The sequence below is a fragment of the Salinivibrio sp. ML198 genome (assembly GCF_001996015.1).
Classification (GTDB): domain Bacteria; phylum Pseudomonadota; class Gammaproteobacteria; order Enterobacterales; family Vibrionaceae; genus Salinivibrio; species Salinivibrio siamensis.
The window spans coordinates 192,163-214,230 of sequence record NZ_MUEZ01000002.1 but is presented as its reverse complement, the minus strand read 5'-3'; the positions used below and the strand labels follow the sequence as shown (position 1 = coordinate 214,230).

At 50.4% G+C, this 22,068-nt stretch carries 17 protein-coding genes; 8 read left to right on the top strand and 9 right to left on the bottom strand.

All coding sequences use genetic code 11. The features are described from left to right. Positions 1 to 39 precede the first annotated feature (39 nt). Entirely contained in the window at positions 40 to 1,128 is a 1,089-nt protein-coding gene (locus BZG25_RS02345; RefSeq protein WP_077638480.1) for a lipocalin-like domain-containing protein, read from the top strand. Here BZG25_RS02345 and cra read toward each other — a convergent pair. Continuing rightward, positions 1,125 to 2,138, bottom strand: coding sequence for a catabolite repressor/activator (gene cra, locus BZG25_RS02340; RefSeq protein ID WP_077577788.1), 1,014 nt, complete (start codon positions 2,136 to 2,138; stop codon positions 1,125 to 1,127). The genes BZG25_RS02345 and cra overlap by 4 nt on opposite strands. A 428-nt stretch (positions 2,139 to 2,566) precedes the next feature. Between cra and fruB the strand changes: the two genes are divergently transcribed. Genes fruB through fruA form a run of 3 tightly spaced genes read left to right on the top strand, consistent with a single transcriptional unit; the run spans position 2,567 to position 6,444 of the window. Next, positions 2,567 to 3,736, top strand: coding sequence for a fused PTS fructose transporter subunit IIA/HPr protein (fruB, locus tag BZG25_RS02335; RefSeq protein ID WP_077577789.1), 1,170 nt, complete (start codon positions 2,567 to 2,569; stop codon positions 3,734 to 3,736). Continuing rightward, a complete protein-coding gene (pfkB, locus tag BZG25_RS02330; RefSeq protein WP_046073192.1) occupies positions 3,733 to 4,686 on the top strand; it encodes a 1-phosphofructokinase in 954 nt (317 codons plus the stop codon). Before fruB ends, pfkB begins: the two co-directional genes overlap by 4 nt. A gap of 30 nt (positions 4,687 to 4,716) precedes the next feature. Next, positions 4,717 to 6,444, top strand: a complete 1,728-nt coding sequence (fruA, locus tag BZG25_RS02325; protein ID WP_077577790.1) for a PTS fructose transporter subunit IIBC — start codon at positions 4,717 to 4,719, stop codon at positions 6,442 to 6,444. Between the two features lie 69 nt (positions 6,445 to 6,513). On the opposite strand, the gene BZG25_RS02320 is transcribed toward fruA, so the two are convergent. From BZG25_RS02320 to BZG25_RS02310, 3 genes are all read right to left on the bottom strand, one after another. After that, positions 6,514 to 7,962, bottom strand: a complete 1,449-nt coding sequence (locus BZG25_RS02320) for a glyceraldehyde-3-phosphate dehydrogenase (protein WP_046073194.1) — start codon at positions 7,960 to 7,962, stop codon at positions 6,514 to 6,516. A gap of 402 nt (positions 7,963 to 8,364) precedes the next feature. Further along, positions 8,365 to 9,051 (bottom strand): DUF3334 family protein, encoded by a 687-nt coding sequence (locus BZG25_RS02315; protein WP_046073195.1) that lies wholly within the window; start codon positions 9,049 to 9,051, stop codon positions 8,365 to 8,367. 128 nt (positions 9,052 to 9,179) lie between these two features. Then, positions 9,180 to 12,323: an ATP-binding protein gene (locus tag BZG25_RS02310; protein WP_198531442.1), complete on the bottom strand. Its 3,144-nt coding sequence runs from the start codon at positions 12,321 to 12,323 to the stop codon at positions 9,180 to 9,182. A 349-nt stretch (positions 12,324 to 12,672) separates the two neighbouring features. On the opposite strand from BZG25_RS02310, the gene BZG25_RS02305 reads away from it, so the two are divergent. From BZG25_RS02305 to nagK, 3 genes are all read left to right on the top strand, one after another. Further along, positions 12,673 to 13,017, top strand: coding sequence for a DUF3802 family protein (locus BZG25_RS02305; RefSeq protein WP_046073196.1), 345 nt, complete (start codon positions 12,673 to 12,675; stop codon positions 13,015 to 13,017). 127 nt (positions 13,018 to 13,144) lie between these two features. Next, positions 13,145 to 13,876, top strand: coding sequence for a tRNA-uridine aminocarboxypropyltransferase (locus BZG25_RS02300; RefSeq protein WP_077577793.1), 732 nt, complete (start codon positions 13,145 to 13,147; stop codon positions 13,874 to 13,876). 124 nt (positions 13,877 to 14,000) lie between these two features. Then, on the top strand, positions 14,001 to 14,903 hold the full coding sequence (gene nagK, locus BZG25_RS02295) for an N-acetylglucosamine kinase (RefSeq protein WP_046073198.1): 903 nt from the start codon (positions 14,001 to 14,003) through the stop codon (positions 14,901 to 14,903). Positions 14,904 to 14,948: 45 nt separating this feature from the next. Here nagK and BZG25_RS02290 read toward each other — a convergent pair whose 3' ends face one another. The 4 genes from BZG25_RS02290 to BZG25_RS02275 form a co-directional block, all read right to left on the bottom strand. Continuing rightward, positions 14,949 to 16,037 carry a ketoacyl-ACP synthase III gene (locus tag BZG25_RS02290; RefSeq protein WP_172969973.1) on the bottom strand — a complete coding sequence of 363 codons (1,089 nt, stop codon included), beginning with the start codon at positions 16,035 to 16,037 and terminating at the stop codon, positions 14,949 to 14,951. A gap of 117 nt (positions 16,038 to 16,154) precedes the next feature. After that, positions 16,155 to 17,525, bottom strand: coding sequence for a DASS family sodium-coupled anion symporter (locus tag BZG25_RS02285; RefSeq protein WP_077577794.1), 1,371 nt, complete (start codon positions 17,523 to 17,525; stop codon positions 16,155 to 16,157). Between the two features lie 229 nt (positions 17,526 to 17,754). Further along, entirely contained in the window at positions 17,755 to 18,426 is a 672-nt protein-coding gene (locus BZG25_RS02280) for a vancomycin high temperature exclusion protein (RefSeq protein WP_077577795.1), read from the bottom strand. A 119-nt stretch (positions 18,427 to 18,545) separates the two neighbouring features. Further along, on the bottom strand, positions 18,546 to 20,237 hold the full coding sequence (locus BZG25_RS02275; protein WP_077577796.1) for an NAD-dependent malic enzyme: 1,692 nt from the start codon (positions 20,235 to 20,237) through the stop codon (positions 18,546 to 18,548). Positions 20,238 to 20,717: 480 nt separating this feature from the next. Here BZG25_RS02275 and BZG25_RS02270 point away from each other — a divergent pair, with 480 nt between their 5' ends. Continuing rightward, a complete protein-coding gene (locus BZG25_RS02270; protein ID WP_077577797.1) occupies positions 20,718 to 21,455 on the top strand; it encodes an ABC transporter substrate-binding protein in 738 nt (245 codons plus the stop codon). Between the two features lie 116 nt (positions 21,456 to 21,571). Here BZG25_RS02270 and BZG25_RS02265 read toward each other — a convergent pair whose 3' ends face one another. Then, complete coding sequence (locus BZG25_RS02265; RefSeq protein WP_046073201.1) at positions 21,572 to 22,054, bottom strand: YajQ family cyclic di-GMP-binding protein; 483 nt, start codon at positions 22,052 to 22,054, stop codon at positions 21,572 to 21,574. Between the last annotated feature and the right edge of the window lie 14 nt (positions 22,055 to 22,068).

Genomic DNA, 22,068 nt, shown 5'->3' with positions numbered 1-22,068 from the left:
AAAAGAGGCAGTGAAGTGATTCAGCGATGGAAGCGGAAAATGATACGTTCATTGTTAGGAGGCGGAGTGATCATCGCGCTCGGCGCGCTGGTATGGTGGGGTCAGCAGTCCGCATCGTCTCCTGATACCAGTGGAAATTTTGCCGTTTTTGATTCGCAAAGTGGCTTTGCCCCTGTAACCCGAGACCATACGCCTTCCTATCCCCAAGACATGGCGGCACACTCAGACTTTGCCACTGAATGGTGGTATTTGACCGCGACCTTAACCGACGCTAATGGAAAAGCGTATGGCGTGCAATGGACATTGTTTCGCCGCGCATTAGCACCGGATCGTAAAGAAGGATGGGCGAGTCAGCAGCTGTATATGGCGCATGTCGCTATCACGAGCGATGATAAACAATGGGAGTCGGAGCGCTTTGCCCGTGGTGGGATTGATCAAGCAGGAGTGACGCTGTCACCTTTTGAAGCTTGGTTAGACGACTGGCAATGGCAGGGCGGTAAACAACCTTTTCCTGCCAATGTGCGTGCAATGTGGCCTGCGCAAGGTAAGCAAGTAGGCTTTACGTTGGAGGTGCGCGAAAATGGACAACAGGTCAAGCATGGTGAAGAGGGATATAGTGTCCGTCATGCCAGTCAGCCGTCGGCTTCGTATTATTTTTCTTTGCCACAGCTAACCGTCAAGGGTGTGCTAACCATTGCGGGTGAAACCATTCCCGTGACAGGAAAAGGCTGGTTTGATAAGGAGTGGTCGAGTGGTGCGATGGCCGCCGAACAAACGGGATGGGATTGGTTTGGGCTTAACTTAGATGATGGCCGTGCGTTAATGGTTACCCAAATACGCGGCACCGAGCCGTTTATGTTTGGTTCATTACTGTTTCCTGATGGCCGAGTCGTGACGCTGAGCCAGGATGATATTCGTATGCTGCCGGTCAGTCATGCCAAGATGGCGGAGGGCGCTAACTTGCCGATTCGTTGGCAGATCAAAGTGCCCAGTGAGGACATTAGCCTTATCACTCAACCACTTAACCCACAGAGCTGGATGGACTTGAGCTTTCCCTATTGGGAAGGGCCTGTGGAAGTGCATGGCAGTGCCACAGGCCGAGGCTTTATGGAAGCGACAGGCTATTAACCCAGCCCGACCCAGGCTTGTGTTTGATGGGGGCGCCAAATCGGTTGGCGTTCAACCGTGATAACCCCAGGATGGTTGTCTCCTTGCGCGGCCGACACCGCGAGACTGAGCGCCGCGTCGCTAATTGCTTCAAATTGTTGAGGGAGAGACTGCACGCCGAAAGGAAGAAAATCGAGGATGCGGCTATCACCAAAGGTGGCAAAATACAGTGCAGTAGGGGCGATACCTGTTTGCCTAATGGCGTCCAGCACCCCTTCACACAGCGTGAAGGACGTGGTGAGCAAAGCATCGGGTAAGTCACCAGCTTCAATCCACTCTGTCATGAGCCTTTGTCCCTCAGCACGGCTAAAAGCTTGGCCGTAACGCACTTGTCCATCTACGCCTTGTGCCGCTAATGCACCACGAAAGCCGTTCTCCCTGTCTTGTGAGATGGCCAGCGATGGGACGGCCCCAATCAGCCCTGCTTGATAGACATCCGTTGGGGCAATTAACATCTCGGTGAGCTGGTAAGCGCCTTTTTCATCATCACTCAGCACATTCGCGAATTGGTTGGCATCCAGCCCACGGTCAATGGCAATGATGGGAGTGCCTTGCTGTTGTAATTTGGGGTAGAAGGTATTATCTGCAGGCAAACAAGAGGCGACGATTAACGCATCAATTTTCCTGGAGACGAGGGTCTCAGCCACTATTTTTTCTCGTTCTGGGTCGTCATCAGAGCCCGTGATAATAACCTGATAGCCCTGATCGTGGGCTTTTCGTTCAAAGAGTTTTGCCAACGTGGCGTAACTGGTGTTCGCCAAGTCAGGAACGACTAAACCAAGCGTTTGTGTGGTGCCTGCACGCAAGGCTGTGGCGGCGCGGTTCGGCTGATAATTGTGTTGTTCGACCACAGCCATCACGCGTGCTCGCGTTTTTTCACTGATCCGATAACGGTCGGCTTTGCCATTAATCACATAACTTGCCGTTGTGCGTGATACACCGGCAAGACGGGCAATTTCATCAAGCTTCATAAAGCGATCCTTAAGTAGGCCGATCGTTACTGATGGCTTTGTGAATGCGATCAAAGTTTACGCACTTCAGATCCATAATTTATTTGCATTATAAGCTAAAACGATTCAGCCTTAAAGCTGAAAGGTTTCAGCTTGTGTCAATTATTGGCGGCTGATCTCAAGATGCTGGAAAGACGATGCGGCTTATCTCTTCCGGCACTTATAAGTGGAAGAGATTGACCAAACGCCGGGAGCAATGTCTATCGCTTTACCTAAAAGCTGAATCGTTTCAGTTTTTAGGTAAAGCGAATGTGGCAAGTCAAACGCGAACACGGCCAATGAACGGTGACTTGCGACCAACCAATATGTCCGCCATGTCTCAGTGATACTGATGTGGCCGACGACAACATCAACCCGTGCCGCGGCACTGAAAAAAGAGGAACGACCTCATGTTGGCACTTAACGTACACGATATTCATATGCAGCAACACGCGGCGTCTAAGCACGAGGCTATCAAAGCCATGGCCGCAGCACTCACCCAAAAAGGGCTAGTCGACGCGGGCTATCAAGACGGTATGCTGGCGCGAGAAGCCCAAACCAGTACCTATCTGGGCAACGGTATTGCCATCCCGCATGGCACAACGGATACCCGCGATCAAGTTAAACAAACAGGGGTACAAGTGTTTCATTTTCCCCAGGGTGTTGACTGGGGAGAGGGAAACCTCGCTTACGTGGCCATTGGTATCGCCGCTAAATCAGATGAACACTTGAGTATCTTACGTCAGTTGACGCGTGTGCTGTCACAAGACGGCATAGAGCAACAACTAAAAACGGCGTCGGCGGCAGAGCAACTGGTTGCTTTGCTCAATGGGCAAACGGCGGATACTCAGGCCTTCACGTTTAGCAGCGACATGGTGTTAACTGGCTTTCCAGCGTCAGATATCACCACCTTGCAAGCCGTGGGCGCGGGATTGCTCAAAAATCATCACTGTTTAAATAGCGATGGCGTAAGCCAAGCCGTCGCTGGCCAGCCGGTGCACCTTGGTGAAGGGCATTGGTTGCTCGGTGTGGGAGACGGTGTACTGCAGAGCGGATTGTCGTTGGTGATGCCTGCGACGTCATTGTCTCACCAATCCCTGTCGGTCAGTGCGCTTTGGTGTGTCGCAGCCAACAACCGTGCGCATCTTCCTGTGCTCAATACCTTGATGCAATGGAAGCTTGATAAACAACTGGCGGCATCTGGCCGTTACTCGCCACAAGCGCTGGTTGATGCGTTGTCTGCTGAACCCGCCCCCGTACAACCTCATACAGCGGCGCCGTCTGAAGCGCCCACCGCAGAGGGGCCAACAGGGCTGTATACGGTGACGAATGCGCATGGTTTGCACGCTCGTCCTGGGGCGATGTTGGTCAATACGGCGAAAAAATTCAGTGCTGATATACAGGTTGCCAACGCTTCCACCCAGTCGGCGCCGGTTAACGCAAAAAGCTTGATGAAAGTGATCGCGCTTGGGGTGAAACATGGGCACCAGTTACAGTTTTCCGCCCAAGGAAGCGACGCCGAACAAGCGATTGCGGCACTGGGTGATGCCATTAAAGATGGGTTGGGAGAGAACGCATGAGTGCCATTCTGACCGTAACCTTCAATCCCGCACTCGACATGACAGGCTCAGTCAGTGCGTTGCAGCCTGGTGATGTCAATTTGGTGCAAAACTATACACTGCACCCGGCGGGAAAAGGCGTCAATGTCGCTCGTGTTTTAACGGATTTGGGCGCGACGGTCGCAGCGTCAGGTTTTCTTGGCGCAGATAACCAAGACCCGTTTGCCCACCTTTTTACCGAACACGGCATTGCCGATCACTTTTTGCGTGTACCGGGCGTTAGCCGCACCAACGTCAAGCTGGTTGAAAAAGCGGGACGTGTCACTGATTTGAATTTTCCTGGTATGGCGGTTGAACAGGCCGATATTGAGGCATTGACGGCGCGGTTGCTTAGTCTGGCTGAGCACCATGAGTGGATCGTGCTTGCGGGCAGTTTACCTCCCGGCGTCTCGACCGAGCAGTTGACCGCTTGGATAACCACCTTGCGCGATGCAGGGAAAAAAGTGGTTGTTGATACCAGTCAGCATGCCTTACGCGCAGCCGTTGAGGCAACCCCTTGGTTGGTTAAACCTAATGAAGCTGAACTGGCTCAATGCCTCAACGCGCCGATTAGCAATGAGCAAGCCGTGTTGCTGGCGCGCGGTGAGCAATTGTTTAACCAGGGGATCGCGAATGTGGTTATTTCTCGCGGCGTCGATGGGGTGCTTTGGCGCGATAAGGAAGGCTGGCTTAAGGCTGTGGCGCCTGCGCAATCAGTGGTGAGTACCGTTGGGGCGGGGGATTCTTTAGTGGCAGGGCTGGTATCAGGATGCCAGGCCGGCCTAAGCAAAGAGGCGGCGCTGTGTCGCGCGGTCGCTATCTCTGCGCTTGCTGTCACCCAAGTGGGGGTCGGTGTGCGCAATCGTAAAGACGTGAACCAATTAATCGAAAAAATCAGCGTGTCGCCTGTTGAGCTGTCAGTGCACGCGTAATAAAACCAATCCATGAGTGGGGTAAAAGGTATGAATCTGGTGATTGTGACGGCGTGCCCAAGTGGCGTCGCCAATACCGTTATCGCGGCTGGGCTGTTAGAAAAGGCCGTGATGTTAAAAGGATGGACGGCACAGATCGAGTGTCAGTCCAGTGTACAACCAACCCAGGCGGTATCGACAACTGATATTGAAAACGCTGACCGTGTTCTTTTGGTGGGGGAGCCAAAAGAGTCGGACCGCTTTAACGGCAAGCCTGTCTATCAAGCAAGCTTGAATGAAGTGATGGCCGATACCCAAGCGGTATTGGATGCCGCCGCGAATCATGCACAGCCGTATCACGCGCAGACGCAAAGCGAGAGCAGCACCGTCAGCATCGTGGGTATTACGGCGTGTCCTACCGGTGTTGCGCATACCTTTATGGCGGCAGAAGCGGTTGAAGAAGCGGCTAAAGCGAAAGGTTATCAGGTCAAAATTGAGACACGTGGCTCGGTAGGTGCGAAAAATGCATTAACAGATCAGGAAATTGAAGCGGCGGATCTCGTCTTTATCGCGGCGGATATTGAGGTCGACTTGAGCCGATTTGCGGGTAAACGTTTATACAAAACCAGTACGGGCACGGCGTTGAAAAAAGCGTCGCAGACGATCGATGATGCGCTTGCTAACGCAGAGGTCTATCAAACAACGCAAGCGAGTTCATCGAACAGCAGTGCCAACCAAGGTGAGCGCTCAGGTGTCTATAAGCACTTGATGACAGGCGTATCACATATGCTCCCTCTGGTCGTCGCCGGCGGGTTGGCTATCGCGCTCTCGTTCGTCTTTGGTATCGAGGCGTTCAAAGAAGAAGGGACGCTTGCGGCGGCATTAATGCAAATTGGTGGCGGCAGTGCATTCGCGCTGATGGTACCGGTATTGGCCGGGTTTATTGCCTTCTCAATTGCAGATCGCCCTGGTCTGGCGCCCGGCTTGATTGGTGGTATGCTTGCCGCGTCTACCGGTGCTGGGTTCTTAGGGGGGATACTGGCAGGTTTTATCGCCGGTTACAGTGCTAAATTTGTGGCAGACAAAGTCAGTTTGCCGGCCTCAATGGAAGCCCTTAAACCCATTCTCGTGATCCCTTTATTAGCCAGTTTGTTTACCGGTTTGGTGATGATCTATGTCGTGGGCGGGCCTGTCTCTGTTGCCATGGAAAGTCTTACCAGCTTCTTGCAGGGTATGAACTCGACCAATGCGGTGATCCTTGGCGTCGTTTTGGGCGCGATGATGTGCTTTGACCTTGGCGGTCCCGTCAACAAAGCGGCGTATACCTTTGGCGTCGGCCTGATTGAGAGTGGTACCTATATGCCGATGGCAGCCATTATGGCGGCAGGTATGGTGCCGGCGCTAGGGATGGGGCTATCGACGTTCTTAGCCAAGCGTAAATTTAATGATGCAGAACAAGAGGCGGGTAAAGCATCGTTTGTGCTTGGGCTGTGTTTTATCTCGGAAGGGGCGATTCCATTTGCGGCCAAAGACCCAATGCGAGTGATCCCATCGTGCATCGCAGGTGGTGCACTGACAGGAGCGATATCTATGCTAATTGGTGCAAAACTGATGGCACCACACGGTGGCCTCTTTGTGCTGTTGATCCCGAACGCAATCAGTCCGGTGTTGATGTATTTAGCCGCCATTGCCGCAGGTACGCTGGTAACTGGTTTGGTTTATGCGGTGCTTAAGCCCGTCAGCCAACCGTCACCCTTGACGGCGGCTGAACAGTCTTAACCTCACATTGAGTGGCGGACACGTAATAAAAAAGGCCCATCAGGGCCTTTTTTATGGCGGTAAAACGGGTTAAGAAAGCGCTTCTGGCTCGGGAACCATCGGATAGCGTACTCCCATCATTTGTTCCATGCAGTGAACAACCTGGCAGCTGTAGCCAAATTCGTTGTCATACCAGATGTATAGCACACAACGGTTTCCCTCGGCGATCGTCGCTTGGCTGTCCACCACGCCGGCAAAGCGCGATCCCACCAAGTCACTTGATACCAACTCCGTCGACTGGGTAAAGTCTATTTGCCCAGAGAGTGGTGAGTACAAGGCCACATCTTGCAAATAGGCGTTGATTTCGTCTTTGTGAGTTGGGTTATCTAAATTCAGGTTGGCGATAGCCATGGAAACATTTGGCGTGGGTACACGTACAGAGTTCCCCGTTAACTTACCTTTTAGCGCGGGCAAAGCTTTCGCGACCGCACTGGCGGCACCGGTGGACGTGAGAACCATATTCAATGAGGCAGAGCGACCACGGCGATCGCCCTTGTGGTAATTATCAATGAGGTTTTGATCATTGGTAAACGAGTGAACTGTCTCAATGTGTCCGCCATCAATACCAAATTTATCGTGCATGGCTTTGAGCACGGGTGTGATTGCATTGGTGGTACAGCTAGCGGCAGAAATAATTCGATCATCTTCGTTAATCACATCATGATTAACACCGAATACGACATTTTTAAGCTCGCCTTTGCCCGGCGCGGTGAGTAGCACTTTCTTGGCGCCTTTGCTGTCAAGGTGTTGACGCAAGCCTTGTTCATCACGCCACATGCCTGTGTTATCGACCACCAGTGCATCATGAATACCGAATTGGGTGTAATCGACTTCTGTTGGGTTATTGGCATAAATGACTTGGATAAAATTACCATTGGCGATCAATGCATTGCGCGATTCATCAACGGTAATGCTGCCATTGAATGGGCCGTGTACAGAATCGCGACGCAGCAGGCTGGCGCGCTTTTCCAGGTCGCCTTCTTTTCCGCCACGCACCACGATCGCGCGTAAACGTAAGGGATAGCCGGGACCGCTTTTTTCAATCAGTAAGCGCGCGAGTAAGCGACCGATACGACCAAAGCCATAAAGTACTACGTCTTTAGGGTCGACTCGATTACCCGTTCCCAATAAATGCCCCAATTGGTGATGTAGAAAATCAGGAATGCCGTTCTCACTGTCATGCTGTTGCCAGTAGGTCCATGCGAGCTGACCGATATCGATTTTACTGGGAGCAAGATCTAATTCAGCCATCACTTCGATCAACGGCAACGTTTGGCTGGGCGATAAGGTGCCCCCCGTATAGCGGCGCGCAACGCGGTGTGCCTTAATGATATCAATGGTGCTAGCGTTGATCAGTTGACGACCGAACAGTTGAATTTCAACGCCTTTTTGGCGGTAAAGCTGGCTAAGCAGCGGATACATGGTTTCAGAGTGAGTTTGACTGGTTTGCCAATCGAGTAGGTAGCTTTCTGGACTCATGAATCGACCTTTTTCACGAATGATAGTGGGTGGGCAGGGTGCCCAGTAGGGTATTTGGCTGATCGTCGCCAGCCTTTTGATTTTGCCGCGCAGTCTAAATGATGCGGAATTATTCACCTACTAAAAAAAAGTGGGCAGAGATAAAGACTTATGAGGGCGAGAGGTGGGGAAACGACGACCACAATATCTATCAAATGTGATCAAGATTGTAACTCATATGAAACAAATCAAATTGGGCACTTATAACTGTGAAGTGCTGTGTCCGTTGAATTGCCTTAATAATCGTCAAGAAAAAAGTAAGCAAAGAAGAAAAAACACAAGTTACACGCGTCTTTGCAGCGAAGCGTTACAAATCGATAGCAACTTGTGTTTATGTCTTAGCGACAGTAAGAGGGGGAGGGGTTAAATCCCTAGTTCGTCAAGTAAGTCATTACTACCGCTGTCTTTTTTGTCGCTTTTGTCGTTAGACTTTTCTTCTAGTTGGCGTACTGTTTCTGCTTCCAGAATGGAATCAGGATCAACCTCTTCCCCTTCTTCAAAGTCCTGAAGCTGAATAAACTCGGTACGCTCCATGGCAAGCTCAAGATAGAAGATATTGTTGTGCTCAGTGGTAAAGCTCACGCGGCGCGCCTGTGGCTTGTCGATGTTGCTATCGACTGACACCGTAATATTTTTGTTAACCGCCATCATCTTCGGCTGGTTTTGGGTGATAGAGGTTTGGATTGAACGCTTAATCTTACCGGTGAAATCGCCAATAATCTGGTTCATGAGCTCACCGAGCACATCGCCCACTTCATCTGCGGTGTGTAAGCTTGCTAACTCTTCTTCGGGGATCCCCATATGCTGCATGTAATTGCGGTAAATTTCTAACGCCGCGGCGGAGGAGAAGTTGATCACAACAAGGCCAGAGAAGCCACCATCAAACAGCACAAAACAGCCGAGGTCAGGCTTGAGGCTGGTTTTGGCAATCTTTTGTACCATAGCAGCATGGTGTACGGGAGAGTCAGTCGCTTTGGTTAATACTGCCGTGGCGGACTGACACAGTTTGAGCAGAATGTCCTCGGAGGTGACTACTTTGGTTTTTCTCATTATTCACTACCGTCATGGTTGATAAAACTTACTGTCAGTGTGGCACTGGATTGCGCGATTTGTACACCGATTTTCCGGATATCCGGATAAGGGATCACATTCATCTGTCTGTGACCGCGTATATTGGGTCATTGAGGATCACGCGGTAATACCTCCAGCAAATGATCAAGTACCGTGTTGATACGGGTTAATGCCTGAACAAGTGCTTCTGTTTGCTGATTGTTGGCGGCTTGTTCGGCCTCAAGACAGGCTTGGTGAAGCGCTGTCGCACCAATGCTGCCTGCGGCAGATTTCTGTTTGTGTGCCGCCTCTTTTAATGCTTGCCAGTGTTCAAAAGGCGGTTGCGATTGCGCGAGGGCGCGTAGGCCAGGGACGCTACGTTTGAGGAAAACATTCACAATGTCTTGATAGGCGTGTTGCTGTCCGCCATATAAGCGATCAACCACCGTTGGATCGAGTATAGATGGCGCGTCGGCGCTGGCTGTCACAGGGGGTGGAGTAGGTCGCGTCGTCGCGTGTGGACGGTTAATCCAATAGGTTAAGCGTTCGTCAAGCGGATCCAGCTCAATGGGCTTGGTAATGTAATCGTCCATGCCTGCTTCAAAACACCGTGTTTCTTCACCACTGAGCGCATTGGCGGTAATGGCGATAATAGGCACCCAACCCGATGCCCCTTGGATCTCGCGTAAAGCCGCGGTGAGTGCATAGCCATCCTTGTTGGGCATATGGCAGTCGGTCAGGACAAGATCCACCTGATGGTGTTGATACGCTGTGAGTGCCTGGTCACCATCATCCGCCATCACCACCTCATAGCCAAGATAATGGAGTTGCTGGGTGAGTACCTGTTGGTTCGTGGGGTTATCCTCTGCGACTAAAATACACCCGCGAGTGCGTTCGGGATCGCGTGCTTTGGCTTCTGCCTCGTCGGGAAGAGGCAACATAGCGTCAGATTCCGCCAACATACTGATATCGGGACTTTCAAGCCCAAGGCATACACGTAGACCGTGGACCAGACGACGATAGGTTAATGGTGAGGCAAACAGCTCTACGATGCGTTTATCAGGGTGGGTTGCCAGCGATAAGGTATGTTTGAGCGCAATCACATGATCGACCGCGCGTTCAGCGATTAATGTACTTGGCTCGGCGTGGGTGGTAATCAATAACCGGTGTGTGGCCAGTTGCTTGTCCACTTTCGACGGCGATGAATCATGGTGATAAGCGATATGCAAGTGCTCCAGATAGCGGCACACCGCGTGATTGAGTGCGTCTTGAGGAATATCCACTGCAACCGATAATTGTTGCGCATGCTCGCGATTAATCGGTCGCTCTGCAGGTTCTGCCAATGGGTTTACCGTATAATCGATACGCACGGTAAATCGTGTGCCGTTTCCCTGCTCACTCTCAATGTCAATCTCACCGCCGAGGAGATCGATAATATTCTTACAAATGGCTAAGCCGAGCCCTGAGCCTCCAAACTCTCGGGTGGTAGACGACTCCGCTTGGCTGAATGGCTGGAAGATAGTGTCGAGTTTATCTGGTGCAATGCCGATCCCGTTATCGGTGATGGTAAACACCAGCTGTGCTTTTTGCGCCTGTGGGTTATCTATCGCATCAATATTAACTGTTACAAAACCAGGCTGACGGTGATGGCCACCAGAGAACTTAATCGCATTACCAACCAGATTAAACAGTACCTGTTTTAATCGGTTGGGATCGCCCACCAGTTGATCGGGGAGGTGAGGGTTAATGAATAGTGACAGTGTCACCTTTCGCTTATTGGCATGATGGCTGACGGTGTCCATCACTTGCTCTACGGTATCGGACAAAGAAAAGGTGACACGTTCAAATTGCAGCTTTCCGGCCTCGGTGCGTGAAAAGTCGAGGATGTCGTTAATGATGGAGAGCAAAGAAAGAGCGGATTCGCGCACCGTGCTAATCAGGCTTTGCTGAGAGGGCGTTAACGACGAGCGACGAAGCATATCGAGCATCCCAATCACACCATTCATTGGTGTGCGGATTTCATGACTCATGGTGGCGAGAAATTGCGCTTTGGCGCGAGAGGCACTTTCTGCGCGCTCTTTTTCGGCCATTAATTGCTCTCGAGCCTGATTACGAGAAATGATATGCGCACGAAATATCACTAGACCATGGGCGATCTTACCGACTTCATCCGTCCGATCTTGAAAATTACTGGCCGGTGGGGTCATATCGCCAGCCACTAGGCGCTGCATGGAATCGGCGAGTTTGGCAATCGGCTGAGTGAATGTGCGGTAAATATAAAAGTACATCGCGCCACTGACGAACAAGATAAAAATCAGCAAATAGCCAAGGTTGAGCTGATTTGAGTGGAGTATTGAACGCAAATCAACCATTGAGCGGGTAACCACTTTTCCTGTCTGTTGTGCGAACGTTGAGAGCGCATCCTCAAGCGCTTGGTATTCTTGATCACTCAAGGTTCGCACTGCGGTCATGGCGCCGACTTTGGCACTGGGCTGATAGTTATTAAAAATGGCGATACCACTGCGCTTTAAACTGGTGAAATGGTGGCGGATGTTGGACAGTTTTTTCAGTGAGGCAGGGTCGTTGAGCTCGAACTGCGCCAAGGAAAGATAGCGCTCGAATGTTGCCATATCTTCCATAAAGCGTTGTCGGCTACTTTCTCGCCCATCTAGATATTGGTTAAGCTCAGTCAGCATATCGCCATTTTCATCGACCAGCTCATCAAGGTATTGCAACACGGCCAGGTTATCGGGCTGTGTGAGCGATTGTGAGGCCTTTAATTCGGCAATCAAGTTATCAATCGGTCGCACCACATCAATGGATAGTCGCATTACCTGTTTACGTGCCCATTGCTCAGCGACCGGATCAAACTCTGTTAAGACTTTTTGATGAGCGATACGTTGAAAGCGCTCATAAAGCTGGCTGATCAATGAAAGTCGCTGCTCTGCGTCGGGTTTTACCTCACGTAGGCGAGCCAGTAATTGTTCAAAATCTTGCTGACTTTCTAGAAAAACCGCGAGCGATTCATGACGGCCCATGACATATTTGAGCATGCTGGCATTCATATCACTGGCGGCACGCTGCATGCGCATGGTGATAATTGCACTCGGGATTTCTTGATGAGTAGCGCGGCCAACATCGCGGTTGACGCGCTCCTGCATGATGTAGCTCGAGACTGACAGGCCCAGCACCATCAAGGTGATGAAGGTCATGATCAACCCAATCTTGCTGACGATACTCTTACCAAATGGGCGAGGGTGATTTACCTTCATGACGATTCCTACATCCTTGTCAACGATTGATTTGGGCGTGATCCGTGTTAAATTGCGCGTTGTGTTGTTTGCTTTCATCACAGTGAAGCCAGACTATACTGCAAGGAGACTGGCGTCAGTCGTTTGTATGATTTGACGTTGTCACTCGGCCCCCTTATTTGAGCCAGACTGAAAGGGAAGAGGACGATGTGAGCAGACACCATGTCATAGAACGATGATCAGTTTATAGTATACAGTGCGCTAAGCACTGCGAAGCGTGACTCGCTTTCTAATTTCGCCTTCAATAGGCGCAAATAGCCGACGGGCACGGTACAATAGCGATAGTTGAATAGTCTAAGGACAAGTAATCATGGTAGTAGACTCAGACGGGTATCAAGCACTGATCGAACATTTTGCGTTTAATCTCTCTGTGTTTGAAAAACCGGGTGAAGCCATTGGCGATGATACCATTGCCGATATTGTGCACGATCTGGTCGCCTCTAATATTATGACCATTTGCGAGCAAAATCCTGGGCTTTCGTCTGCATTGCGCTTCACCATATTACGAGAGGCTGACCGTGTGGTTGAAGATATGGAAGAAGTGCTGGCGGGTCGGTGGGAGCAACCAGTGACCGCAGAGCAGGTAGGCTTTCTCGAAGAGTACGTTGCCTTGGTAAAAAACCTTTTTGATGGTGCCATGGTCGAGCTGCGCTAGTGACAAGCCCTGGCGGTTACCGTTTAATGCCTGTCTTCCTCTGCTTTTGTGATCTTGGCCGCGCGATACTGACAGCAAACCTCAGTTCGGTATACTAGGCGGTCCATTTACAACCTCAGATTTTACCATGTGCCAATCCGCCCCGCGTCACGCTATTCATGCGCTTTATTCCGCCCGTTTGGCTCGTGCAACGCGTCCCTATCTCGCACGTGGCGCCGGTGTAGACCGCTGCCCATCATGCATGTTAGTTCGTCATTTCTGTGTGTGTGAGTACCGAGCAGCGTGCCAGACCCATGCCGCGTTCATGTTACTCATGTACGATGATGAGGTGCTAAAACCCAGTAATACAGGACGTTTGATTGCTGACTGCGTCGCGGATACCTACGCGTTTATCTGGTCACGTACGCAGCCTGATCCTGATATGTTGGCGTTGTTATCCCGCTCAGCGTTTCAACCCTATGTTGTCTTTCCTGCTCAGTACACAACCCCGACGCGTATGACGGCGCCAGCACGTATCCATGACAGCGCGAAGCGGCCGTTATTTATCATCATTGACGGCACTTGGCGGGAGGCGAAAAAAATCTTTCGTAAAAGCCCTTGGCTTGATCACTTTCCGGTTTTAAGTATTGAACCTCAGGCATTATCTCGGTATCGCGTGCGCGATGCTCACGGTGAAAACCAACTGGCGACAGCAGAAGTGGCTGCGGAAGTGCTTGCTGTCAATCAAGAGCACAAGGCGGCAGATTACTTAAACCAATGGTTCGATGTCTTTCGTGAGCGATACCTCGCAGGCAAACGACAAAAACACCTTGCGGAAGACAATGCGTTGACGCGCTTTCTTGATGACGACCCCTTGTGAATGATGCCGACCCCTGAGTGAAAAGTCTGGTTGGAAAACAACGAAACTTGGGGCTAATCACGGACTTTTGCCTTGGTTTGCTGAATAATCTGGTTAAATAACGACAATTTAAGGTGGCTTAGCCATGTATTACGGCTTTGATGTGGGCGGCACAAAAATTGAATTTGGCGCCTTCGATAAACAACTCAATCGTGTTGCGACCGAGCGTCACCCAACACCAACGCAAGATTACCCCGCATTAATCGACACATTGGTGCGGTTGGTGGAAAAGTATGATGCGGAGTTAGGGCAAAAAGGAACCATTGGTATTGGTATTCCAGGCTCTCAAGCAGAAGATGGAACGGTGCTGACCGTCAATGTGCCCGCGGCAAATGGACAGTCGTTACGGGCTGATCTACAAGCACGCGTCGGGCGCGAAGTGCGTATTAGCAATGACGCCAATTGTTTTGCGTTGTCAGAAGCATGGGATGCGCAAGCGCAATCGGCGAAAACCGTGTTAGGGCTAATCTTGGGCACAGGCTTTGGTGGTGGCTTGGTGATCAATGGCAAAGTCATTAATGGCAAAAACCAAATGGCGGGCGAAGTCGGGCATATGCGTATGCCGATTGATGCCTGGCTAAGGTTGGGTGATAACCCGCCGATGTTTGCGTGTGGTTGTGGGAATAAAGGTTGCCTAGACAATTATTTATCTGGGCGTGGGTTTGAACAGCTTTATGCTCACTTTTATCAGCCGTTGTCAGCGATCGAAATCATCGAACAGTATCGCCAAGGTGAACCGGATGCGGTGGCATTTGTTGACTGCTTCTTTGATGTGTTAGCCATGGCTCTGGGGGGCGTATTAACCGCGTTTGATCCAGACATGGTCGTGCTTGGTGGCGGCCTATCTAACTTTGATGAGCTGTATCAAGCGATTCCTGAACGCTTACCGGCACACCTACTGTCTGCGGCTAACGCCCCTGATATTGTCAAAGCGCAGCACGGTGATGCGGGAGGGGTGCGTGGCGCTGCCTTCCTACACCTAACTTGATGCCAATAACAAAGCCGACGCAAGTCGGCTTTGTGGTGAGACATTTTATTCTGGTTTTTTATGCTGACAATGGCGGATGGCGTTGTCGAGTAATTCAAGTGCCGTTTTATCGGTTGGCGGTAACGCTGCGTCAGACTCAGCGATTGGCGTTGTACGCTCGCCCCAACGGATTAAGCCTGCGCCCCAAGTCAGGCCAGCGCCAAATGCCGCGGTGAGTAGCTGGCTATGTGGCTTGACCGCCCCTTGCTCAACTGCTTCGCACAAAGCGATGGGGATCGTGGCTGCTGAGGTATTGCCATAGCGCTGGATATTAATAAACGCCTTATCTAACTCGATGCCAGCGTGCTCACATAAGGTTTCGATAATCCGTTTGTTGGCTTGGTGTGGCACGACCAGATCAATACCGTCAGCATTGAGCTGATTCCGTGTTAACACCTGATTCGCCGCTGATCCCATGCCTTTAACCGCGCGTTTAAAAATGTCACGGCCGATAAAATCAAACGCAAAATAGCCATTGTCCGGGTCGAAGCGATCCATTGCGGTACCAAAGGCAGGGATCGCGAGTACATCACGGCCTGCTGGATCACAACCAAGTTGCGCGTCAAGTAGCCCCACTTCCTGTTCGCTTTTGCTCACCACGACCGCGCCGGCACCATCACCAAATAGCACGGCGGTATCGCGTTTGCTCCAATCCAAATACCAGGTTAAATGCTCTGCGCCGATAATGAGTGCATGCTGATAGTGGCCAGCTTGGAGCATCTTGGTTGCGGTTTCTAATCCGTATAAAAACCCGGTACAAGCGGCATTCATATCAAATGCAGCGGCACGAAGTGCACCTAAGTTGCCTTGCACTTTGGAGGCAATATTGGGGATCAGCGTGTCTGGTGAGCAGGTCGCTACAATCAACAGATCAAGCTGGCTTGCCTCAATGCCTGCCGCCGCTAATGCGCGTTGAGCGGCAACGGTGGCGAGCTCTGAGGTTTCTACATGACTCACTCGGCGCGCTTCAATACCTGTGCGTGAGCGAATCCATTCATCATTGGTCTCTAAAATTGTGCTGAGATCGTCATTGCTCAACACCGCGGGCGGAAGGCACTTCCCCCAGCCTGTAATTTCTGCAAATGCCATAGTTATTTACGGGTTGTTTAGCGTTGCGCTAGTGTAAACCTGAAACTCGGATGAAACAATTTTGATGGTTGATAAGGCGTGAAAAACACTACCTGGCGCAAACACCAGGTAGTGGGAGAGTGATTACCAGAACAGGCGAGTGAAAATCGCCAAGACAGCAATACAAACAATGTTGAGATATAAGCCAACACGCATCATATCACGTTGTTCTATATGGCCTGAACCAAACACAATGGCGTTTGGTGGCGTGGCGACCGGCAGCATAAAGGCACATGACGCGGCAATAGCGATCAGCGCAGAGAGTGCAACGGGTGACACACCCAATGCTTCGGCGATGGTAGCAAAAACCGGTACTAGGAGTGCAGCGCTGGCGGTATTACTCGCAAACTCAGTCAAGAAAATGACGAATGCCACCACGCCTAGCATAGTGAAAAACAGCCCAGATCCTGTCAGTGCATTGCTCAGGTGGTTGGCGAGAAACAAACTCGTGCCGGTTGCTTTGAGGACATTGCTCAAACAAATTCCCCCACCGAAGAGTAGCAGCACGCCCCAGTCAGCGGTTTTTTCGACTTCTTTCCATTTCACAACTCGCGTTGCCCCCAGCAAGACAATCGCGGATAACGCCACAATAGAGTCAAACTTGCTAAGGCCACCAAGCATGGCATTCAATGGTTTACTGAATATCCAGGCACTGACGGTCAGTGCGAAAATCACAAGCGTGATCACGCGAGGTTTGCTCCAGGTGAAGTCACGCTGATCCGCTTTAAAACTATGGTTAAGGTTCGGCTTGGTGAGCACATACAAGACGGCAACGGCGATGGGGAGCAATATCAGAGTGACAGGCAGGCCTAATTTCATCCAATCTGCAAAGCTAAGCCCAGCTTCAGCCGCCGCAATCGCATTTGGGGGACTACCGACAATGGTCGCTATGCCGCCGATGCTCGCGCAATAGGCAATACCCAAGAGCACAAACACATAGGTGCCATGATCTTTTTGATTATTTACCTTGTGCAAAATGCCTAACACCAGTGGCAGCATCATAGCGGTTGTCGCGGTGTTACTGATCCACATGGATAGAGCGGCCGTGACCCCAAATAACATCATGACGGCCACCGACATTTTGCCTTGGGCAATGGTGAGCACTTTATTGGCGATGGCTTGATCGAGGCCTTGTGCTTGCAGCGCGGCTGCCAAGGCAAAACCACCGAGAAAGAGAAAAATGATGGGATTGGCGAAATTTGACATCGCTGCCGGTGTTTCAAACACGCCAAGCGCGACGGCCATAATGGGCACCAGGATCGCGGTGATGCTGACATGAATCGCTTCAGTCAGCCATAACACGGCAATGAATATCAGTAAGCTTAGGCCGGTTGTGACATCTGTTTCAAACGGCAGGGTGTTGTACAAGATGAAAAACAGGGCAATGTCAGCAAACAAGATCCACGCTTTTCTATCCAGCCCCGACGCACGGGAGGAAAGGGTTTGCACATCCATAGGGCGTCCTTTTTTAAACGTTATTGAGTATTTTTATAATGTTTTGCTTTGAGTTTTTAGGTGCTTGATAGGGGTAGGGTTACTGCCATTTGGGCGACAGTGGGCCTCCAAGCGACGGCTAATATACGCCTAAATAGTCCGCGTGTTAATCGATTGCAGGCAGGTTTTTAAACAAATGATTAAAGTAATGTGAAAATTGTGATTGGGTCGGCACTGGTCGATATTGGGGTTAGTCGTTCGACGTTGAGACGCCACTGATTGGCTCTTTTGGGCCGGTAAACTTGGGTTTGACGTTGAGAATAAAGCTATCAAGTACCGCTTTGGTTCTTGCTAATACTTCACGTGCGCGAATTTTGACACCTGCCCAGCCTTGCGGACTCGGTACAGCGTAACAAATAGCATCAATATTGTTTACATCGGCGAGAAATAACGCACGCTCGCAATGAAACTGTTGGCTGATCACGGTGTAGCGCGCCAAACTGAAAACGGTTTTCGCGCGGACAACGGAGTCCAGCGTTCGAAAACCCGCATAGTCAAGGTGAATCGTCTCTTCCGGGATCCCTGCTTGACGTAAATCTCGCTTCATCGTCCAGGGCTCATTATACGAGCGGTGCGCGTTGTCGCCACTGAGTAAAAGGTGCTGAATCTTACCCGCATGATATAACGACTCCGCGGCTTCAATCCGGTAGGTATAATAGGGATTGGGTGTTTTACCAATATACTTACTGGTTCCCAGAACCAAGCCGACTTGCCGAGCGGGTAGCGTCTCAGCTTGTTGATAAACACGTCCTTTGGCATTAAGCGTGATCGCGATATCACTGGCGGCCATCACGATAGCGGTGACCACAGTAAAACCAATCAATGTGAAAATCGCCCGATGAAAAAGGCGCTGGAGAGCCATGGTGCGTTTTATTACCTTTGCGCGAATTAAGCCGCACTCGGGGTCACGTGTGCGGGCAAGTAGATGGAATAATAGCAAAAAAAGCGCCGGGATAGACGCTTTTTTCTGTTAGGCTCGCGTTAAAAAGAGGTCCGTTTGTAAGCACGATATTGTGGTGACCAGAAGCTCTCTTCAATACGCTTTTTAAGGGCCTCGTCAGACAGTTCTGAGGCAACCCCCTCAGCAATAGCCTCTTTCGCAACCGCAAACGCGATGCGTTTTGATACCTGCGTGATATCTTCCAACGACGGTAGTAGGGCGCCTGTGCCACGCTTGGCTAATGGCGAGCACTCAGCTAAAGCGCGCGATGAGGCCATCAGCATGCCATCTGTCACCCGGGATGCAGCAACCGCTAACACGCCCAGCCCAATGCCTGGGAAAATATAGCTGTTATTACACTGTGCAATAGGAAAGGTCTTGCCATTGTCTAAACGAACAGGTTCGAACGGACTCCCTGTGGCAACCAGCGCTTGGCCGTCAGTCCAGCGCAAAATATCAAAGGGCGTTGCCTCCACACGGCTGGTAGGGTTAGAGAGAGGGAAAACGATAGGACGTGGGCAATTGGCATGCATTTCTTTCACCACATCCTCGGTAAATAATCCAGGTGCGCCAGAGACGCCGACCAATACGGTCGGTTTCGCATTCCGCACGACATCGAGCAACGAAATGTTACTGTCTTCTAACTGCCAGTGGTTGAGCGCCTCGCTCTTTTGCACCAGCCGTTGCTGAAAGTCGAGTAAGTTAGGCATGGCATCGATTAATAGCCCCCAACGGTCGACCATGTAGACACGTGCGCGCGCCTCTTGATCGGAGATACCTTCAGATACCATTTGCGCGATGATCGCTTCGGCAATACCACAACCGGCTGATCCAGCGCCCAAAAATGTGATGCGTTGCTCGGAGAGCTTAGTACCTGCGGCTTTACACGCTGCAATCAAAGAGCCAACAGTCACCGCGGCAGTACCTTGAATATCGTCATTAAAGCAGCAGACTCTATCCTTATATCGCTCCAGGATCGGCATAGCATTTTTTTGTGCAAAGTCTTCAAATTGAATCAAGGCATCTGGCCAGCGGCGTTGAACCGCTTGGATAAACTCTTCAATAAAGGCATCGTATTCTTGTCCGCTGATGCGGGTGTGACGCCAGCCCATATACATGGGATCAGAAAGGCGTTGTGGGTTATTGGTACCGACATCCAACACAATAGGGAGTGTGTAGGCTGGACTGATCCCACCACAAGCTGTGTAAAGCGACAGCTTACCAATCGGGATGCCCATGCCGCCAATTCCCTGATCGCCGAGTCCGAGAATACGCTCCCCATCGGTGACAACAATCACTTTGACGTTATGACGAGAGGCGTTATTAAGTACATCATCAATGCGATCGCGGTTAGGATAAGAAATGAAAAGCCCGCGGCCTCGGCGATAGATATTGGAGAAGTTCTCACAGGCTGCGCCTACCGTCGGAGTATAGATGATGGGCATCATTTCGGTAATATGGTTGGAAACTAACCGGTAAAAAAGCGTTTCATTGGTATCTTGGATGTTGCGTAGATAAATATGCTTGTCGATATCGTTCTCGAAGCGCTGATACTGTTGGTAGGCACGCTCAGTTTGTTCTTCAATCGTTTCGATGGCGTCAGGCAATAAGCCCTCGAGGTTAAAAAACTTACGCTCTTCGACGCTGAATGCGCTTCCTTTATTCAACAATGGCGTTTCTAGCAAGGCTGGTCCCGCATAGGGAATATAGAGAGGACGTTTTTGGTTATTCATGAATGATCAGACTCGATGTTGTCTTTTAATTAGGTCGATGATGAGTATTGGGCGTTATCTGGTGCCTTCGTGGCAAAAATGATCCCTTGCGAAACGCTTTAAAGGCGTCAGTCTGCGATAGCCCATAATTACGCTGTAATTGGGGACAAAGTTTAGGCATGAATGGTGACCTAATTCAACTTTTTTACTTGATTGTGCGGGATCGGCAGAGGTATCTAAGAGAGCGTTTAAATTTGTTATCAGCGCTGAACGGCTCATTTTTTTCTGATTATTCAAACGTTTGTACATAGAAAAAACGGAAGTTAGATCACAACCTCCGGCAAAACTGCGCACGGGACATGGAAGCTGACTACACTAGAGGTGGTGAGCGAATAGTGACAAGGCCACGCCTTATCCTATTCAGCTTCTCCAATTTGGTATGAGCTAATAATAATAATGTTGGCTGAGCACATTTAATGGAAGGTTAAAAGAGGTAGTCCAATGAAGTCACTCATTGCCGCCAGCTTGCTGGTTTTCTCAACCACCACAGTCGCTGCAAACTTAGGCGATCTTGATTATATCACTGAGGTGTATCCGCCGTTTAACTATGAAGAGCGCGGTGAGTTAAAGGGAATTGCGGTTGATTTTCTCGAAGCTGCAACAGAAGCAGCAGGGGATCCGGTAAGCCGAGATCAAGTGAAGATTCAGCCATGGGCACGTGGTTATGCCACGGCACTGTCTGAGCCCAATACCGTATTGTTTTCAACCACACGGACGGATGAACGGGAAGATAAGTTTAAATGGGTAGGGCCGATTACAGACACAAAAATTGTTGTCTGGGCCCCTAAAAGCAAAGGGATCACTATCGACAATGCGAGTGACTTTGCCAACTATAAAGTCGGCGTTGTACGCGATGACGTCGGTGAGCACTTGTTACGCTCAATGGGTGTCGATGAAGGCGCGCTACGCCTCTCGCCAAAAGCGGATTTACTCGCCAAACAATTGGCGGCGGGTCGTGTTGATATGTGGGCGTACGAGGAAAACGTCAGTGCCTTCATTATGAGCCAAAACAATATTGACACTAGCCAGTTTGAAGTGGTTCATGTCTTGGATGAGTCTCAGCTCTACTATAGCTTTAGTAACAACACGCCAGATAGCTATGTTGAAAAGCTACAAGCGGGCATTGATCAAGCGACCGCCGATGGCACGCTTGAGGAAATCAAAAGCAAGTACAAGTAGTATGACGCGAGTGTTGTCACGAAAAAGCGCTTAGCGACTGACACGCGCTGCCGAATAAAACGGGCCTAAGTCTAACAGGCCCGTTTTTTTATGCTATTGATAACAAGTGCTCGGGGCTAGTCGCGAAAGTTTTCAAATTGGAAAGGCTGCTCAAAGTCACTTTCCTTGATTAATTGAATCACTGCCTGCAAATCATCCCGTTTCTTTCCGGTGACACGCACTTGCTCGCCCTGAATCTGGGTTTGCACTTTCATCTTGGCATCTTTAATCGCTTTGGTGATCTTCTTCGCGACAGGCGTTTCAATACCGTTTTTAAATTTCACCTGTTGATAAAAGGTTTTGCCAGAGTGAACCATGTCTTGGATATCCATTGCGCGTGCATCAACACCACGCTTGGCGAGATTACTGCGCAGCATGTCCATCATTTGGTTAACCTGAAAATCCGCTTCAGCCGTTACTTTCACGGTTTCTTTATCGAGTTCGAAGCTGGCCTCAACACCACGAAAATCAAAGCGAGTTGCAAGCTCTCGGTTGGCGTTGTCCACTGCGTTTTTTAGCTCAACGTTGTCAATTTCAGAGACAATATCAAATGAAGGCATAGTCTTTTCCTAAT

Excerpts from the sequence above, each read along its gene's own strand:
- BZG25_RS02310 (WP_198531442.1), bottom strand. The coding sequence starts at position 12,323 with ATGAAGGTAAATCACCCTCGCCCATTTGGTAAGAGTATCGTCAGCAAG.
- BZG25_RS02315 (WP_046073195.1), bottom strand. The coding sequence starts at position 9,051 with ATGAGAAAAACCAAAGTAGTCACCTCCGAGGACATTCTGCTCAAACTG.
- fruB (WP_077577789.1), top strand. The coding sequence starts at position 2,567 with ATGTTGGCACTTAACGTACACGATATTCATATGCAGCAACACGCGGCG.
- BZG25_RS02270 (WP_077577797.1), top strand. The coding sequence starts at position 20,718 with ATGAAGTCACTCATTGCCGCCAGCTTGCTGGTTTTCTCAACCACCACA.
- BZG25_RS02320 (WP_046073194.1), bottom strand. The coding sequence starts at position 7,962 with ATGAGTCCAGAAAGCTACCTACTCGATTGGCAAACCAGTCAAACTCAC.
- BZG25_RS02305 (WP_046073196.1), top strand. The coding sequence starts at position 12,673 with ATGGTAGTAGACTCAGACGGGTATCAAGCACTGATCGAACATTTTGCG.
- pfkB (WP_046073192.1), top strand. The coding sequence starts at position 3,733 with ATGAGTGCCATTCTGACCGTAACCTTCAATCCCGCACTCGACATGACA.
- BZG25_RS02345 (WP_077638480.1), top strand. The coding sequence starts at position 40 with ATGATACGTTCATTGTTAGGAGGCGGAGTGATCATCGCGCTCGGCGCG.
- fruA (WP_077577790.1), top strand. The coding sequence starts at position 4,717 with ATGAATCTGGTGATTGTGACGGCGTGCCCAAGTGGCGTCGCCAATACC.
- BZG25_RS02285 (WP_077577794.1), bottom strand. The coding sequence starts at position 17,525 with ATGGATGTGCAAACCCTTTCCTCCCGTGCGTCGGGGCTGGATAGAAAA.
- BZG25_RS02265 (WP_046073201.1), bottom strand. The coding sequence starts at position 22,054 with ATGCCTTCATTTGATATTGTCTCTGAAATTGACAACGTTGAGCTAAAA.
- nagK (WP_046073198.1), top strand. The coding sequence starts at position 14,001 with ATGTATTACGGCTTTGATGTGGGCGGCACAAAAATTGAATTTGGCGCC.
- BZG25_RS02300 (WP_077577793.1), top strand. The coding sequence starts at position 13,145 with ATGTGCCAATCCGCCCCGCGTCACGCTATTCATGCGCTTTATTCCGCC.
- cra (WP_077577788.1), bottom strand. The coding sequence starts at position 2,138 with ATGAAGCTTGATGAAATTGCCCGTCTTGCCGGTGTATCACGCACAACG.
- BZG25_RS02280 (WP_077577795.1), bottom strand. The coding sequence starts at position 18,426 with ATGGCTCTCCAGCGCCTTTTTCATCGGGCGATTTTCACATTGATTGGT.
- BZG25_RS02275 (WP_077577796.1), bottom strand. The coding sequence starts at position 20,237 with ATGAATAACCAAAAACGTCCTCTCTATATTCCCTATGCGGGACCAGCC.